Annotated in this window: 9 protein-coding genes; 3 read left to right on the forward strand and 6 right to left on the reverse strand. The window is 71.9% G+C overall.

Features of this window, described 5'->3' with window-relative positions; genetic code table 11:
- Positions 1-30: 30 nt before the first annotated feature.
- Both rpoD and dnaG read right to left on the reverse strand, forming a co-directional pair.
- Positions 31-1,167, reverse strand: coding sequence for an RNA polymerase sigma factor RpoD (gene rpoD / locus HD595_RS04380; protein ID WP_253781050.1), 1,137 nt, complete (start codon positions 1,165-1,167; stop codon positions 31-33).
- Between the two features lie 360 nt (positions 1,168-1,527).
- Positions 1,528-3,369 carry a DNA primase gene (gene dnaG / locus HD595_RS04385; RefSeq protein WP_253765827.1) on the reverse strand — a complete coding sequence of 614 codons (1,842 nt, stop codon included), beginning with the start codon at positions 3,367-3,369 and terminating at the stop codon, positions 1,528-1,530.
- Between the two features lie 184 nt (positions 3,370-3,553).
- Between dnaG and HD595_RS04390 the strand changes: the two genes are divergently transcribed.
- A complete protein-coding gene (locus tag HD595_RS04390; protein ID WP_253781053.1) occupies positions 3,554-4,411 on the forward strand; it encodes a M23 family metallopeptidase in 858 nt (285 codons plus the stop codon).
- 21 nt (positions 4,412-4,432) lie between these two features.
- Here HD595_RS04390 and HD595_RS04395 read toward each other — a convergent pair whose 3' ends face one another.
- Positions 4,433-5,602, reverse strand: a complete 1,170-nt coding sequence (locus tag HD595_RS04395) for an NAD(P)/FAD-dependent oxidoreductase (protein WP_253765829.1) — start codon at positions 5,600-5,602, stop codon at positions 4,433-4,435.
- Between the two features lie 12 nt (positions 5,603-5,614).
- Positions 5,615-6,835: a deoxyguanosinetriphosphate triphosphohydrolase gene (locus tag HD595_RS04400; RefSeq protein WP_253765831.1), complete on the reverse strand. Its 1,221-nt coding sequence runs from the start codon at positions 6,833-6,835 to the stop codon at positions 5,615-5,617.
- A gap of 81 nt (positions 6,836-6,916) precedes the next feature.
- On the opposite strand from HD595_RS04400, the gene HD595_RS04405 reads away from it, so the two are divergent.
- Positions 6,917-8,425, forward strand: coding sequence for a M48 family metallopeptidase (locus HD595_RS04405; RefSeq protein WP_253765833.1), 1,509 nt, complete (start codon positions 6,917-6,919; stop codon positions 8,423-8,425).
- Positions 8,426-8,497: 72 nt separating this feature from the next.
- On the opposite strand, the gene ppdK is transcribed toward HD595_RS04405, so the two are convergent.
- Positions 8,498-11,149: a pyruvate, phosphate dikinase gene (gene ppdK / locus HD595_RS04410; RefSeq protein ID WP_253765835.1), complete on the reverse strand. Its 2,652-nt coding sequence runs from the start codon at positions 11,147-11,149 to the stop codon at positions 8,498-8,500.
- A gap of 225 nt (positions 11,150-11,374) precedes the next feature.
- Here ppdK and HD595_RS04415 point away from each other — a divergent pair, with 225 nt between their 5' ends.
- Positions 11,375-12,739, forward strand: coding sequence for a cytochrome b (locus HD595_RS04415; protein ID WP_253765837.1), 1,365 nt, complete (start codon positions 11,375-11,377; stop codon positions 12,737-12,739).
- Positions 12,740-13,023: 284 nt separating this feature from the next.
- Here the strand turns inward: HD595_RS04415 and HD595_RS04420 are convergent, their stop codons facing one another.
- Positions 13,024-14,409 (reverse strand): glycine--tRNA ligase, encoded by a 1,386-nt coding sequence (locus tag HD595_RS04420; RefSeq protein WP_253765839.1) that lies wholly within the window; start codon positions 14,407-14,409, stop codon positions 13,024-13,026.
- Positions 14,410-14,467: the final 58 nt, after the last annotated feature.

The raw sequence follows: 14,467 nt of genomic DNA on the forward strand, positions 1-14,467 counted from the left end.
ACCCCCGGGCCCCTCGTACGCCTGGAACGGTCAGTCCAGGTAGTCGCGCAGCATCTGCGCCCTGGTCGGATGGCGGAGCTTGGCCAGGGTCTTGGACTCGATCTGCCGGATGCGCTCCCGGGTGACGCCGAACTCCCTGCCCACCTCCTCCAGCGTGCGCGGATGCCCGTCGGCCAGGCCGAAGCGGAGCTGGATGATGCGCTGCTCACGGTCCGACAGGGTCGCCAGGATGTCGTCGAGCTGGTCCTGCAGCATGATGAAGGCGGCGGCCTCCATGGGCACGACCGCGTCCGCGTCCTCGATGAAGTCGCCGAGGTCGGAGTCCTCCTCGCCGATGGGCGACTGGAGCGAGACGGGCTCCTGCGCGATGCGCTGGATCTCCACCACCCGGTCGACCGGGAGATCCATCTCCTTGGCGATCTCCTCGGGCACGGGCTCGCGGCCGAGGTCCTGGTGGAGCTGGCGCTGCACCCGGACGAGCTTGTTGATCGTCTCCACCATGTGGACGGGGATCCGGATCGTGCGTGCCTGGTCGGCGATCGCCCTCGTGATCGCCTGCCGGATCCACCACGTGGCGTAGGTGGAGAACTTGTAGCCCTTGGTGTAGTCGAACTTCTCCACCGCGCGGATCAGGCCGAGGTTGCCCTCCTGGATCAGGTCCAGGAACAGCATGCCGCGCCCGACGTACCGCTTGGCGATCGACACCACGAGCCTGAGGTTGGCCTCGATGAGGCGTTGCTTGGCCCTCGTGCCCTGCCACACGAGCTCCCTGAACTCCGGGAAGGCCAGGCGCGACACCCCGCCGGCGAGTTTGTCCTCGGCGAACAGGCCCGCTTCGATCGATTTGGCGAGCTCCACCTCCTCCTCAGCCGTCAGCAGGGGCACGCGACCGATCTCCCGCAGGTAGATGCGGACCAGATCGCTGGTCGGCGCCCGCTTGCCCACGTCTTCCTCATCGGCGCGGGAGGTGTCGTCGTCGCCCTGGGGCTCGAGGACCTCCACGCCGTTCTCGGCGAGCATGCGCACGACGCGTTCCAGCGCGTCGGACGGCAACTCTGATCGGTCAAGCGCGGCTGCGACGTCATCGACGGTGACGCTTCCGCGCTCTCTTCCTTTCGCGACGAGGTCCGCCACCTGATCTACCGATGGCGGCCCGCTTGGCAGCACCGATGCACCCACGGGAGACAGTCTGCAGTATTGCTTCCATAAAATGGCAGACCCATTTTTGGCACCGAAGGTAAGGCGTCGGCCCTTACCGAATTGAGATCCATAAAAGGTTTGGCCGGAGTTTGATCAGGAAAGAAAAGTCAATTACGCGAGCAGGTAACGGGGCGCCGCGACGACGGCGGGCGGCGCCCGTGCCGCGGCCTGCCCGGACGTCTCCTCAGGGGACCGTCCGGCGCGCGTCTTGCCCGGCATGCCGGATGGGCGCACGACTGATGCGAATAACACTTTCCTTCACAACAGCTCGGCTTTGTGTCGATCGATGCCATAGGCGTTCTGCGAACGCGCGGCGGGGGCGAGCACTCAGCTTCCGGCGGCGCGTTCCCTCAGCACCCGCCGCTGCTGCTCCAGCGCGACCAGCTCGCCGAACAGCTTGTTGTACTCCTGCTGCTCGTCCACCGGGTTGAGCCGCTGGATGCGGGACTTGACCTGGGCGATGGCCCGGTCGACCGCGATGGCCTCGATGGCCGCCAGCATGGCGGCTCCGTAACGCTCCTCGACGTGCGCGTCGGCCTGGATGGCCTCCACCGCGAAGCGCGTCACCAGCACCCGCGCCGCCTCGTCCGGCGCCTGCTCCAGCAGCCGGTCGACCCACTCGCGCCCGCCGTGACCGGCCGTCGCCGTGCCGCCCGCCGCCGCGACCACCTGGCGCAGCGTCACGTGGTCGGCCGCGGTGAACGCCTGCGGGTCGAGCGCGTCGAAGCGCGGCCCGAGCAGCGCCGGACGCTGCACGGCCAGCTTGAGCAGCTCGGCCTCCACCCGGGTGTGCGGATCGACCGGCGCGGGCCGCGGCGCGCGCTGCGGGCGGCCCGCCTGGGCGTTGCCCACCTCGCCGATGCGCTGCATGACGAACCGCTCGTCCATGAAGCCCAGCCACCGGTCGAGGTCGATGGCGTAGCGCTTGCGCAGGCCGGGGTCCTTGATGCCGGCCACGATCGGCGCCGCCGCGTCGAGGGCGGCGATCTTGCCCTCGTTGCTGCGCAGGTCGTAGCGGGCGATCGTGCTGCGGATGGCGAACTGGAACAGCGGCTCGCGCCCGGCGATCAGGTCGCGCACGGCCGCGTCGCCCTGCTTGACCCGCAGGTCGCACGGGTCGAGCCCGTCGGGCTGCACGGCCACGTACGTCTGGGTGACGAACTTCTGCTCGTCGGCGAACGCCCGCAGGGCGGCCTTCTGCCCGGCGGCGTCGCCGTCGAAGGTGAAGATCACCTCGCCGCGGAACTCGGCCTGGTCGAGCAGGAAGCGCCGCAGCACCTTGATGTGCTCCTCGCCGAACGAGGTGCCGCAGGTGGCCACGGCGGTCGGCACCCCGGCCAGGTGGCAGGCCATCACGTCGGTGTAGCCCTCGACGATCACCGCCTGGGAGCGCTTGGAGATCTCCCGCTTGGCCAGGTCGATGCCGTAGAGCACCTGGCTCTTCTTGTACAGCGGCGAGTCGGGCGTGTTGAGGTACTTCGGCCCGTCGTCGGAGTCGAGCAGCTTGCGCGCGCCGAACCCGATGACGTCGCCCGTCGCGTCGCGGATCGGCCAGATGAGCCGCCCACGGAACCGGTCGATCGGCCCCCGGCGGCCCTCCTTGACCAGCCCGCCCTTGATCAGCTCCTCGGCGGTGAACCCGCGCCCCATGAGGTGGCGGCCGAGCGCCTCCCACTCGGCCGGCGCGTAGCCGACGCCGAACGCCTCGGCGTCGGCCCGCTCGAACCCGCGCTCGGACAGGAACCGCCGCCCGGGCGCCGCGTCGGGGCTCATGAGCTTGGCGGCGTAGAACTCGGCGGCGGCGCGGTGCGCCTCGATGAGCCGTGCCCGCTCGCCGTGGTCGCGCCGCGGCACGTAGCCGCCCTGCTCGTACTGGAGCTGGATGCCGGCCCGCTGCGCCAGCCGCTCGACGGCCTCGCCGAACGTCAGGTGCTCGATCCGCTCCACGAACGTGATGACGTCGCCGCCCTCGGAGCAGCCGAAGCAGAAGTACATGCCGCGCTCGGGGGTGACGTTGAACGACGGGGTCTTCTCGTCGTGGAAGGGGCACAGGCCCTTGAGGTTGCCGCCCCCGGCGTTGCGCAACTGGATGTGCTCGCCGATCACGTCGGCGATGGGGGATCGCTCGCGTACGAGCGCGATGTCGACGTCACGGATGCGGCCAGCCACGCCGGTGAGTCTATTGCGAACGGCGGGCGGACCCCACCCCGGCGGCCGCGGTGCGTCCGGTTTGGGGTGATGGGAAGGGTGATATCACCTCAGCGCCCGGAAAGTGGAAAACGTGTCCAGCCTGTTGTCCCGGTCGGCTACAAAGGTAAAGCTCGGGCTGGATACGGTGACGCGGGTGGAGATCATGCGATCGGGGCTTCTGGGACGATGGGCCGCCGTGGCGGGCGCACTGCTGCTGACCGGCGCCTGCGCCCAGTCGACCGGGGTGGCGGGGGTCAGCGCCCAGTCGCCCGAGACCGTACCGCCGGCCGCGACCGGGCCGACGCCCGACGTCACCGCGACCATCCCCGGCCCCGACGCCACGACGGAGGCGTCCGTGGACCCGCCGAAGGGCAAGTCGCCGGTCAACGTGCCGCCGCCGAGGCTGTCCGACTTCACCTACGCCTTCCCCGTGACCGGCTGTCAGGTCAGCTACCAGCGGCAGTTGCTGGTGCTGCCGAAGACGACGATCTGGACGGGCAAGGGCTGCACGTTCGTCTCGCCCACGAGCGGCGTGGTGGACGAGGTGAACACCGGCGACCGGTGGAGCGCGGCCACCGACCGGGGCCAGGACCGCGAGGGCCGCTTCGTCACGGTCGTCGGCGACGACGGCGTCCGCTATCTCGGCGGCCACCTCGACTCGGTGGCCGCCGGCATCAAGCCCGGCGTGCGGGTGACGGCGGGGCAGGCGCTCGGCCGGGTCGGCACCTCGGGCAACGCCCGCACCCAGGGGCCCAACCTGTACTTCGCGCTGTCGTGGAAGACCGGCTCGTCGGCCTGGTGGGTGCGGCGCGGCATGGTCAACCCCTGGCGGTACCTCGACGCGTGGCTGGCCGGCAACAAGACCCTCTCCCCGCGCGAGGAGACCATGGCCACCCGGGCCCGGCTCGGCGAGACGCCCCGCTGCCAGGTGCAGTGCGCCTCGAAGAAGCCGGTCAAGAAGAAGCGCGAGCCGCGCGAGACGCCGGACCCGGTGGTCACCATCACGGTCAACCCGACCTGAGCCGCCCTCCGGCGGCGGCCGTCAGCCCGAGGCCAGCTCCTTGGGGTCGGCGACCTCGCCGGAGCGGATGCGGTCCTGGATGCCGCCCACGACGTCCCAGACGTTGACGTTCATGCCCGCCACCACCCGGCCCTCGCGCAGCCAGTACGCGACGAACTCCAGGTCGTCCACCGACCCGCGGTACACGACCTCGTCGTAGCCCGTGGTGTCGCCGGAGAACTCCATGCCCAGGTCGAACTGGTCGGTGAAGAAGTACGGCACCCGGTCGTAGACGACCTCCTGGCCGAGCATGGCGCGGGCCGCGGCCGGGCCGCCGTTGAGGGCGTTGGCCCAGTGCTCGACGTGCAGCCGCCGGCCGTACAGGGGGTTGAAGGGCTCGGCGACGTCGCCCGCCGCGTACACGTCGGGGTGGGAGGCACGCAGCGAGGCGTCGGTGAGGATCCCGCGGCCGACCTCCAGCCCCGCCTCGCGGGCGAGCCCCACCTCGGGGACGACGCCGACGCCCGCCACGACGAGGTCGGCCTCCAGCCGCTCGCCGGTGGTGAGCCGCACGCCGTCCTCGGCGATCTCCGCCGCGCCGGCCCCGAGGCGCAGGTCCACGCCGTTGCGGCGGTGCAGGCCGGCGAACACCTCGCCCAGCTCGGGCCCGAGGACGCCGTGCAGCGGCGTGGGGGCCGGCTCGACGACGGTCACCTCGCAGCCCGCCTGGCGGGCCGCTGCGGCGGTCTCCAGGCCGATCCAGCCGGCGCCCACGACGACGACCCGGCCGCCCGCCCCGCCCACCTCGGCCAGGCGCCGCTTGAGCGCGTCGCTGTCCTCGGCGGTGCGCAGGTAGAGGGCGGGCCCGGGCAGCCGCCGCGGCGTCGCCCCGGTCGCGATGAGCAGCTTGTCGTACGCCCGGCGGGAGCCGCCGGCCAGCCCGACGGCGTGCTCCCCCGGCTCGATCCGGGTGACGGGGCTGCCGAGCAGCAGCTCGACGGCGTTGTCGGCGTACCACTGCTCGGGATGGACGTAGATCTTCTCGCGCTCGCTCTTGCCCTGGAGGTAGCCCTTGGACAGGGGCGGGCGCTCGTAGGGGCGCTCGTTCTCCGCTCCGATGAGGACGATCTCCCCGTCGAAGCCCTCCTCGCGCAGCGTCTGCGCGGCCTTCGCCCCCGCGAGGCCGGCGCCGACGATCACATATGTGGCCATGGCCGCAGTTTCTCAGCCGGACAGGCGGCGGTGCCAGGCGACGGCCGAGGTGTCGGTGAGCGAGGCGATCTGGTCGATGACCACGCGGGTGCGGGCGGCGTCGCCCGAGGCCGCGGCGAACGCGGGCCGGAAGGCGGGCTCCAGCGTGCGGGGCGCGCCGAGCGTGATGAGGGCGGCCAGCTCGGCGATCAGCTCCCGCTGCCGGGCCTGGTTGGCGTGGTGGTCCTCGGTGGTCATCACGTAGTGGGCGGTGATGCCCTTGAGCACGGCGCACTCCAGCTTGGTGGAGCGGGGCACGACCAGCTCGACCCGGTGGCGCATGCCGTACGCCTCCTTGGTGGCGGTCTGCGCGGAGCGGCAGAACCGGCCGATGAGGCCGCTGGTGAGGGCCTTGAGCCCGGCCAGGTCGGCGAAGGTGGCGGCGAAGCCGCGCGGCCACAGCGGGTCGGCGATCAGCCGGCCGAAGACCTCCTCCAGCTCGGCGCAGTCGGCGTCGGGGGCGTACCAGGCGCGGGCCAGCTCGCACACCTGCCGCCGCTCCTCCGGCGAGCGCAGCGCCTCGGGCGTGACGTGGCCGGAGTGCAGCGCGTCCTCCAGGTCGTGGACGGAGTAGGCGACGTCGTCGGACCAGTCCATGATCTGCGCCTCGAAGCTGACCCGGCGCGGCGGCGCGCCGTCCCTGATCCACTCGAAGACGGGCAGGTCGTCGTCGTAGACGCCGAACTTCGGCGCGTCCTCGCGGGTCCACGGGTACTTGATCGAGGCGTCGAGCGCGGCCCGGGTGAGGTTGAGGCCGGCGCTGTGGCCGTCCTCGGTCAGGACCTTGGCCTCCAGGCGGGTGAGCAGGCGCAGGCTCTGCGCGTTGCCCTCGAAGCCGCCGCAGCCGGCCGCCAGCTCGTTCAGCGCGACCTCGCCGTTGTGGCCGAACGGCGGGTGGCCGAGGTCGTGGGCCAGGCAGGCGGTCTCGACCAGGTCGGGGTCGACGCCGAGGACGGCGCCCATCTCCCTGCCGACCTGCCCGCACTCCAGGGAGTGGGTGAGCCGCGTGCGCGGGATGTGCTGGCCGGCGCCGACGGCCTCGAACGGGCCCACCACCTGGGTCTTGGCCGCCAGGCGGCGCAGCGCGGAGCTGTGCAGCACCCGCGCGCGGTCGCGTTCGAAGGCGCCACGCTCGGGGTTGCCGGGCGGCTCGGGCACCCAGCGTGCCTGGTCGTGGTCGTCGTAGCGGGCCATAAGTGCAGTGATTTTATCCACTTTCCGGACTCCGCTAGTGTCAAGTTTCGCGAGAACCCCCTTCCCCGGGAGCCCTCCTTCATGACCACTGCGTTCCGTGCCGTGCTGGCCTTCACCCTGCTCGCAGGGTTCTACGTGCTGGTCGGCCTGTTCGTCGGCGCGGCCGTCCTCCTCGACGTGCTGCTGATCGTCGACTTCCACGTCAACCTCCTGAAGGCCGCGATCGTCCTGACGCTGGCCGCCGCGGCGCTCGTCCGGGCACTGGTCATGGTGAGCCGGACGAAGGGCGGCGAGGAGCCGGGCGTGGCGGTGACCCGCGAGCAGGAGCCGGTGCTCTGGCAGACGGTCGAGGACCTCGCCCAGCGGGTGCGCACGGCCCCGCCCGCCGAGATCCGCCTGGTGCCCGAGGTCAACGCGGCCGTGTCCGAGGACACCCGCTTCCTCGGCCTGAAGGCGGTCAGGCGGCGCATGTTCGTCGGCCTGCCGCTGCTGCAGACGCTGACCGTGGACGAGATGCGCGCCGTGCTCGGGCACGAGCTGGGCCACTACAGCGGCGCCCACACCCGGCTGGGCGCGCCGGTCTACCGGGGCCGGGTCTCGCTCATCGCCGCCGTGCAGGGGCTCGACGGGCATCCGGTCATCCGGCGGGTGTTCTCCGCGTACGCCAAGCTCTACCTGCGGGTCTCGCAGGCCGTCTCGCGGCGGCAGGAGCTGGAGGCCGACGAGCTGGCGGTGGCCATCGGCGGCCGGCGGGCCATGGCCGAGGCGCTGCGCAAGATCCACGGCACGGCCGCCGCCTGGGACGTCTACGTGGGCAGCTACCTGTCGCTGACCGGCGCGGGCGGCCTGCGTCCGGCGTCGGTCTTCAACGGCTTCCACACGCTCATGAACGACCCGGCGCGGCAGGCGGAGGTCGCCGCGCTCGCCGCGCGGCCGGAGGAGACCTCGCCGTACGACTCGCACCCGAGCCTGGCCGAGCGGCTGGCCGCGGTCGAGCGGCTGCCGGAGCCGCCGCACGTGCCCGACCCGCGCCCGGCGCTGACGCTGCTGCGCGACCCCGGCGTGGCGGCGCAGGCGGTGGAGCAGTCCATGTGGACCGCGGAGGCGCTGGCGACGCTGCGGCCGGCCTCCTGGGAGGAAGTGGTCGAGCGCGGCATGTACGCCGCGCGCAACGCCGAGGCGCTGCACGACCTGGCCGTGGCGGGCCAGCGGGTGGTGGGGGCGGCCCGGCCGTACCTGGACGCGGCGTTCGAGGCGATCGCCCGGGGCGCGCAGGAGGAGCTGGCGGCGCGCCTGACCGAGCTGGGCTGGAGCCCCTCCCCCACGATGCTGGCCGGGGTGCTCGGCCAGGCGCTGGAGGGGGTGCTCATCGAGCACGGCCAGGCCCGGTGGACGCTGTCCTGGTCGGGCCCGGCGCGGCTGGTCTACGACGACGGCGAGGAGGTCGCCCTGGCCGAGTACGCGGCCCAGGTGGCGGCCAACCCGCCGGCCGTGGCCGGCCTGCGCAAGTGGCTCGGCGACCACGGGGTGCGGCACGACTACGTGCCGGTCCCCGAGGAGGACCGGCACGCGCCGGGTCTGCCCGCCTGACCGGCCCGCCCGCGTCGCGGGGAGGGCACGCGCCTGACCGGCCCCCGTCGTGGGGAGGGCCGGTCGGGGCGGTCAGCGGGTGTCGGAGTCGTTCTGGCTGAGCGCGGCCCGCCCCGCCTCCAGGCGGGCGACCGGGATGCGGAACGGCGAGCAGGACACGTAGTCGAGCCCGGCCTCGTGGCAGAAGTGCACCGAGTCGGGGTCGCCGCCGTGCTCGCCGCAGATGCCCAGCTTGAGGTCCGGCCGGGCGGCGCGGCCCTCGTCCGCGGCGATGCGCACCAGGCGGCCCACACCGTCGCGGTCCAGCGTCTCGAACGGCGAGACCCCGAAGATGCCGAGCTCCAGGTAGCGCGAGAAGAACGCCGCCTCCACGTCGTCGCGGGAGAAGCCCCACGTCATCTGGGTCAGGTCGTTGGTGCCGAAGGAGAAGAACTGCGCGGCCTCGGCCACCTGCCCGGCCGTCAGCGCGGCCCGCGGCGTCTCGATCATCGTGCCGATGAGGGCGTCCACCCCGGCCTCGGCGAGGATCGCGGCGGCCTCCTCGCGGACCGCCTCCAGCTCCTGCACGGCCGCCGTGAGCGGGATCATGATCTCCGGACGGGCTCCGGGCACCGCCTTGGCGGCCTGGGCGATGGCCCGTACCTGCATGGCGAACAGGCCGGGGATCACCAGGCCGAGCCGCACGCCGCGCAGGCCCAGCATGGGGTTCTGCTCGTGCAGCCGCTTGACGGCGGCCAGCAGCTCGTGGTCCTTGTCCGTCGCCTCGCCCGCGCCCGCGTCGGCGAGCGCCACGCGCACCGACAGCTCGGTGAGGTCGGGCAGGAACTCGTGCAGCGGCGGGTCGATGAGGCGGATCGTGACGGGCAGGCCGTCCATCGCCCGGAAGATGCCCTCGAAGTCGGCGCGCTGCAACGGCTCCAGCGCGTCGAGCGCCGCCTGCCGCTCCTCCTCGCCGGAGGCGAGCACGAGGTCCTCGACGAGCTGGCGGCGCTCGCCGAGGAACATGTGCTCGGTCCGGCACAGGCCGATGCCCTGCGCGCCGAAGCGGCGGGCCCGGGCCGCGTCCTCCGGAGTGTCGGCGTTGGCCCGCACCTGGAGACCGCGGGTCTCGTCGGCGTGCCGCATGAGGCGGTCCACGGCGCGGACGAGGTCGTCGTCGCCGACGTCCTTGCCCTCGAAGTACTCGACCACCGGCGAGTCGACCACCGGCACCTCGCCGAGGAACACCTCGCCGGTGCTGCCGTCGATGGAGATCACGTCGCCCTCGGACACGGTGACGCCGCCGGGAGCGCTGAACCGCTTGCCCTCGATCGACACCTCCAGCTCCTCGGCGCCGCAGACACAGGTCTTGCCCATGCCGCGGGCGACCACGGCCGCGTGCGAGGTCTTGCCGCCGCGGCTGGTCAGGATGCCGCGGGCGGCGATCATGCCGGACAGGTCGTCGGGGTTGGTCTCGCGGCGCACCAGGATGACGTCCTCACCCTTGTCGGCCAGCTCGACGGCGCGCTCGGAGGAGAAGACGGCCTTGCCGACGGCGGCGCCCGGCGAGGCGTTCATGCCCTTGGCGATGCGCCGCTTGTCGGCGTCCGCGTCGAAGCGCGGGAACATCAGCTTGGCGAGCTGGTCGCCGGTGACCCGGGTGACGGCCTCGTCCATCGTGATGAGGCCCTGGTCGACGAGCTGGGTGGCGATGCAGAACGCGGCGGCGGCGGTGCGCTTGCCGACGCGGGTCTGCAGCATCCACAGCTTGCCGCGCTCGATCGTGAACTCGATGTCGCACAGGTCGCGGTAGTGGTTCTCGAGGGTCGCCATGATCTCGAGCAGCTCGTCGTAGGAGCGCTTGTCGATGCGCTCCAGGTCCTGCAGCGGGATCGTGTTGCGGATGCCGGCGACGACGTCCTCGCCCTGGGCGTTCTGGAGGTAGTCGCCGTAGATGCCCTGCTGGCCCGAGCCGGGGTCGCGGGTGAAGGCGACGCCGGTGCCGGAGTCGTTGCCGCAGTTGCCGAAGACCATGGCCACGATGTTGACCGCGGTGCCGAGGTCGGCCGGGATGCGCTCCTGGCGCCGGTACAGGATGGCGCGCGGGGCGTTCCAGGAGTCGAAGACCGCCTTGACGGCCAGGCGCATCTGCTCGCGCGGGTCGGCGGGGAACTCCATGCCCGCCTGCTCGCGCACGATGCCCTTGAACGTCTCGACGAGTCCCTGGAGCTCGCCGGCGTCGAGGTCGGTGTCCTGCCGGTCGCCCTTGAGCGCCTCGAGGGCGCCCTCGAAGTGCTCGCCGTCGATGCCGAGCACGGTCTTGCCGAACATCTGGATGAGCCGCCGGTAGGAGTCCCAGGCGAAGCGCTCGTTGCCGCCGGCCTGCTTGGCCAGGCCGTGGACGGACTCGTCGTTGAGGCCGATGTTGAGGACGGTCTCCATCATGCCGGGCATGGAGAACTTCGCGCCGGAGCGGACGCTGACGAGCAGCGGGTCGTCGGTCTGGCCGAGCTTCCTGCCCATCGCCCGCTCCAGGGCCTCCAGGTGCTGGTCGACCTCGTCACCGAGGCCGTCGGGCACCTTGCCCTCGGCGAGGTAGTACCGGCACGCCTCCGTGGTGATCGTGAACCCGGGGGGCACGGGCAGGCCGAGATTCGTCATCTCGGCCAGGTTCGCCCCCTTGCCGCCGAGGAGGTCTTTGAGATTTCTGTTGCCCTCGGTGAAGTCGTAAACGTACTTGGCCACCACAGCTCCAATCGACGCCTCTGCCGGGGACTCTACCGGCGAGAAAGATGAAGAAACCGCACTCATCGGTTAAGTCATCGTTTCCCCAGGTAGACCGGCTGTCACCGGTCTAATCCAATTAATATTCCGTTGATCGGGAAATTGGTTTATACCAGTGGTTTACACCAATTCTTCGGAAAGTCGGGAAGCGGGAAGAATCACGGCATCCCCCTGCAGGAGGCGCCCATGGCCGTCTTTCGTCCGGGCGCCGCCCGCGCCGCGCGGGGCCTCGCGGTGTGGCTCGACGAGCGGCTGGGGTCGGGTCGGTGGCTGCGGCCCGCCCTGCGCAAGCCCTTCCCGGGCCACTGGTCCTTCCTGCTCGGGGAGCTGGCGCTGTACGCGTTCGCGCTGCTCGTGCTGACCGGGGCCTTCCTCACCCTGTTCTACGAGCCGTCCACCGGGGGCGCCTACCCGTCGGTGCGGGGGCTCAGCCTGGAGATCCGCGGCGGGCTGCTGGTGCGCGGGCTCCACCACTGGTCGGCGACCGTGTTCGTGCTGGCGATCGTGGCGCACCTGTGCCGGGTGTTCTTCACCGGCGCCTTCCGCCGGCCGCGGGAGGCCGCCTGGGTCCTCGGGGTGGTGATCTTCGGGCTGGTGCTGGCGGAGTCGTTCCTCGGGGTGTCGCTGCCGGCCGACCGGCTCGGCTTCACGGGGCTGCGGGAGGCGCAGGGGCTGCTGCTGTCGGTGCCGGTCGCGGGGGCGTACGTGTCGCGGCTGCTCTTCGGCGGCGACTTTCCCGGGGAGGTGGTGCCGCGGCTGTTCGTGGCGCACGTGCTGCTGGTGCCGGGAGTGCTGCTGGCCGCCGTGCCGCTGCACGCGCTCGTGCTGACGTGGCGGCAGGGGCACACCGAGCGGCGCCGCCCCGGCGCGCGGGAGGGGCGGGTGAGCGGCGGGCCGTTCTTCCCGTCCTTCGCGGCGCGGAACGCGGGGACGGCTCTGGCCACGGCGGCGGCGATCGCGCTGCTGGCAACGCTCTTCCCGGTCGGCGCCGGCTGGGCGGGGCACCACGGGCCGTACCACCCGGGGGCGCCGCCGCCGTCGGCGCAGCCGTTCTGGTACGCGGGGGTGCTGGAGGGGGCGCTGCGGCTGGCGCCGCCGTGGGAGGTCACGGTGGGCCCGTACACGCTGCCGGTCGGGCTGTGGCTGCCGCTGCTGGTCCCGGCGGCGTTCTTCGTGGCGCTGCTGGTGTACCCGTTCGCGGAGCGCCGGGTGACGGGCGACCGGGGCGAGCACCACCTGCTGGACCGGCCCGCCCGGGCGCCCGGGCGCACGGCGCTGGGCGTGGCGGTGATCGTCTTCTTCGCGGTGCTGTGGGCGGGGACGTGGGTGTCGGTGATCCCGCCGGACCCGTGGTCGCCGCAGCCGACGCTGGTGACGTCGGAGGGGATCTACCGGGGCATCGTGTACGGGCTGCGGGCGGCGGTGTTCGTGCTGCCGGTGGCGGCCTACGCCCTCACCCGAGTCTGGTGCCGCCGCCACGCCCGCCGTCACCCGGAGAGCCCCGCACCCGCTGCCGCCCCTGACGCCCCCGGCGCCGGCCCGCCTCCCTGAGGGCCCTCCTCCGAGGCCGCCCGCGTTTGTGCACCCTCCTGCTCACGCCGACGGCTCTGAGATCAGGTCCGCCGAGCCCGCGGCGCTGAGACCTCGGCCACGTTTCCGAGTGCTCCGGCTCCCCCGCCGAGAGCGCGACAGACGGCGGAGACGGCGGCGGCCGGGGGCTCGGTGGGAGCCGCCCGGCCGCGTCGCGGAGAACCGCGTGTGGGTCGTCGCGTCGTGGAAAGTCGCGTGTCGGTCGGCGCGGTCGAGGAAGACCGCGCCTCACCCGTTGCCGTGCCTCAGTCGTTGAGGTGGGTGCGCAGGTAGGTCTGCACCTGGTCGAGGCTGATGCGTTCCTGCGCCATCGTGTCGCGCTCGCGGATCGTCACCGCGTGGTCCTCAAGGGTGTCGAAGTCGACGGTGACGCAGAACGGCGTGCCGATCTCGTCCTGCCGACGGTAGCGGCGGCCGATCGCGCCCGCGTCGTCGAACTCGACGTTCCACCGGCGGCGCAGCTGCGCGGCCAGGTCGCGGGCCTTGGGCGACAGGTCGGCGTTGCGCGACAGCGGCAGCACCGCGACCTTGACCGGGGCGAGCCGGTGGTCGAGGCGCATGACCGTGCGCTTCTCCATGACGCCCTTGGCGTTGGGGGCCTCGTCCTCGGTGTAGGCGTCGATCAGGAACGTGAGCGTCGCCCGGTCGACGCCGGCGGCCGGCTCGATCACGTACGGGACGTAGCGCTCACCGGTGTCCTGCTCGAAGAAGCTGAGGTCGACGCCCGACGCCTTGGAGTGGGCGGTCAGGTCGAAGTCGGTGCGGTTGGCGATGCCCTCCAGCTCGCCCCACTCCGAGCCGGCGAAGTTGAAGCGGTACTCCACGTCGACGGTGCGCTTGGAGTAGTGGGACAGCTTCTCCTGCGGGTGCTCGTAGAGCCGGAGGTTGTCCTTGTTGATGCCCAGGTCGGAGTACCAGCGGAAACGCTCGTCGATCCAGTACTGGTGCCACTCCTCGTCGGTGCCGGGCTTGACGAAGAACTCCATCTCCATCTGCTCGAACTCGCGGGTGCGGAAGATGAAGTTGCCCGGGGTGATCTCGTTGCGGAACGACTTGCCGATCTGGCCGATGCCGAACGGGATCTTGCGGCGCGCCGACTGCTGGACGTTGAGGTAGTTGATGAAGATGCCCTGCGCGGTCTCGGGCCGCAGGTAGGCCAGGCCGGACTCGTCCTCGACCGGGCCGAGGTAGGTCTTGAGCAGGCCGCTGAACTGCCGGGGGTCGGTGAAGGCGCCCTTGTTGCCGCAGTTGGGGCAGGTGATGTCGGCCAGGCCGTTCTCGGGGGCGCGGCCGTTCTTCTCCTCGTACGCCTCGACGAGGTGGTCGGCGCGGAAGCGCTTGTGGCACGACTGGCACTCGGTGAGCGGGTCGGAGAACGTCTCGACGTGGCCGCTGGCCTGCCAGACCTCGCGGGCCAGGATGACGCAGGAGTCGAGGCCCACCACGTCCTCGCGCGCCTGGACCATGGACTGCCACCACTGGCGCTTGACGTTGTTCTTCAGCTCCACGCCCAGGGGACCGTAGTCCCACGACGCACGCAGACCGCCGTAGATCTCGCTCGACGGGTAGACGAGCCCGCGGCGCTTGGCGAGGCTGACGATGGTGTCCATGACGTCTGTTCGGCGTGCCATGTGGTTGGGTCTCTTTCCGGCTGGAGGTCGGCGAGGGGATGGATGAGCTCCCAGCTTA

Origin of the sequence: Nonomuraea roseoviolacea subsp. carminata, assembly GCF_024172185.1 — a bacterium.
Classification (GTDB): Bacteria; Actinomycetota; Actinomycetes; order Streptosporangiales; family Streptosporangiaceae; genus Nonomuraea; species Nonomuraea roseoviolacea.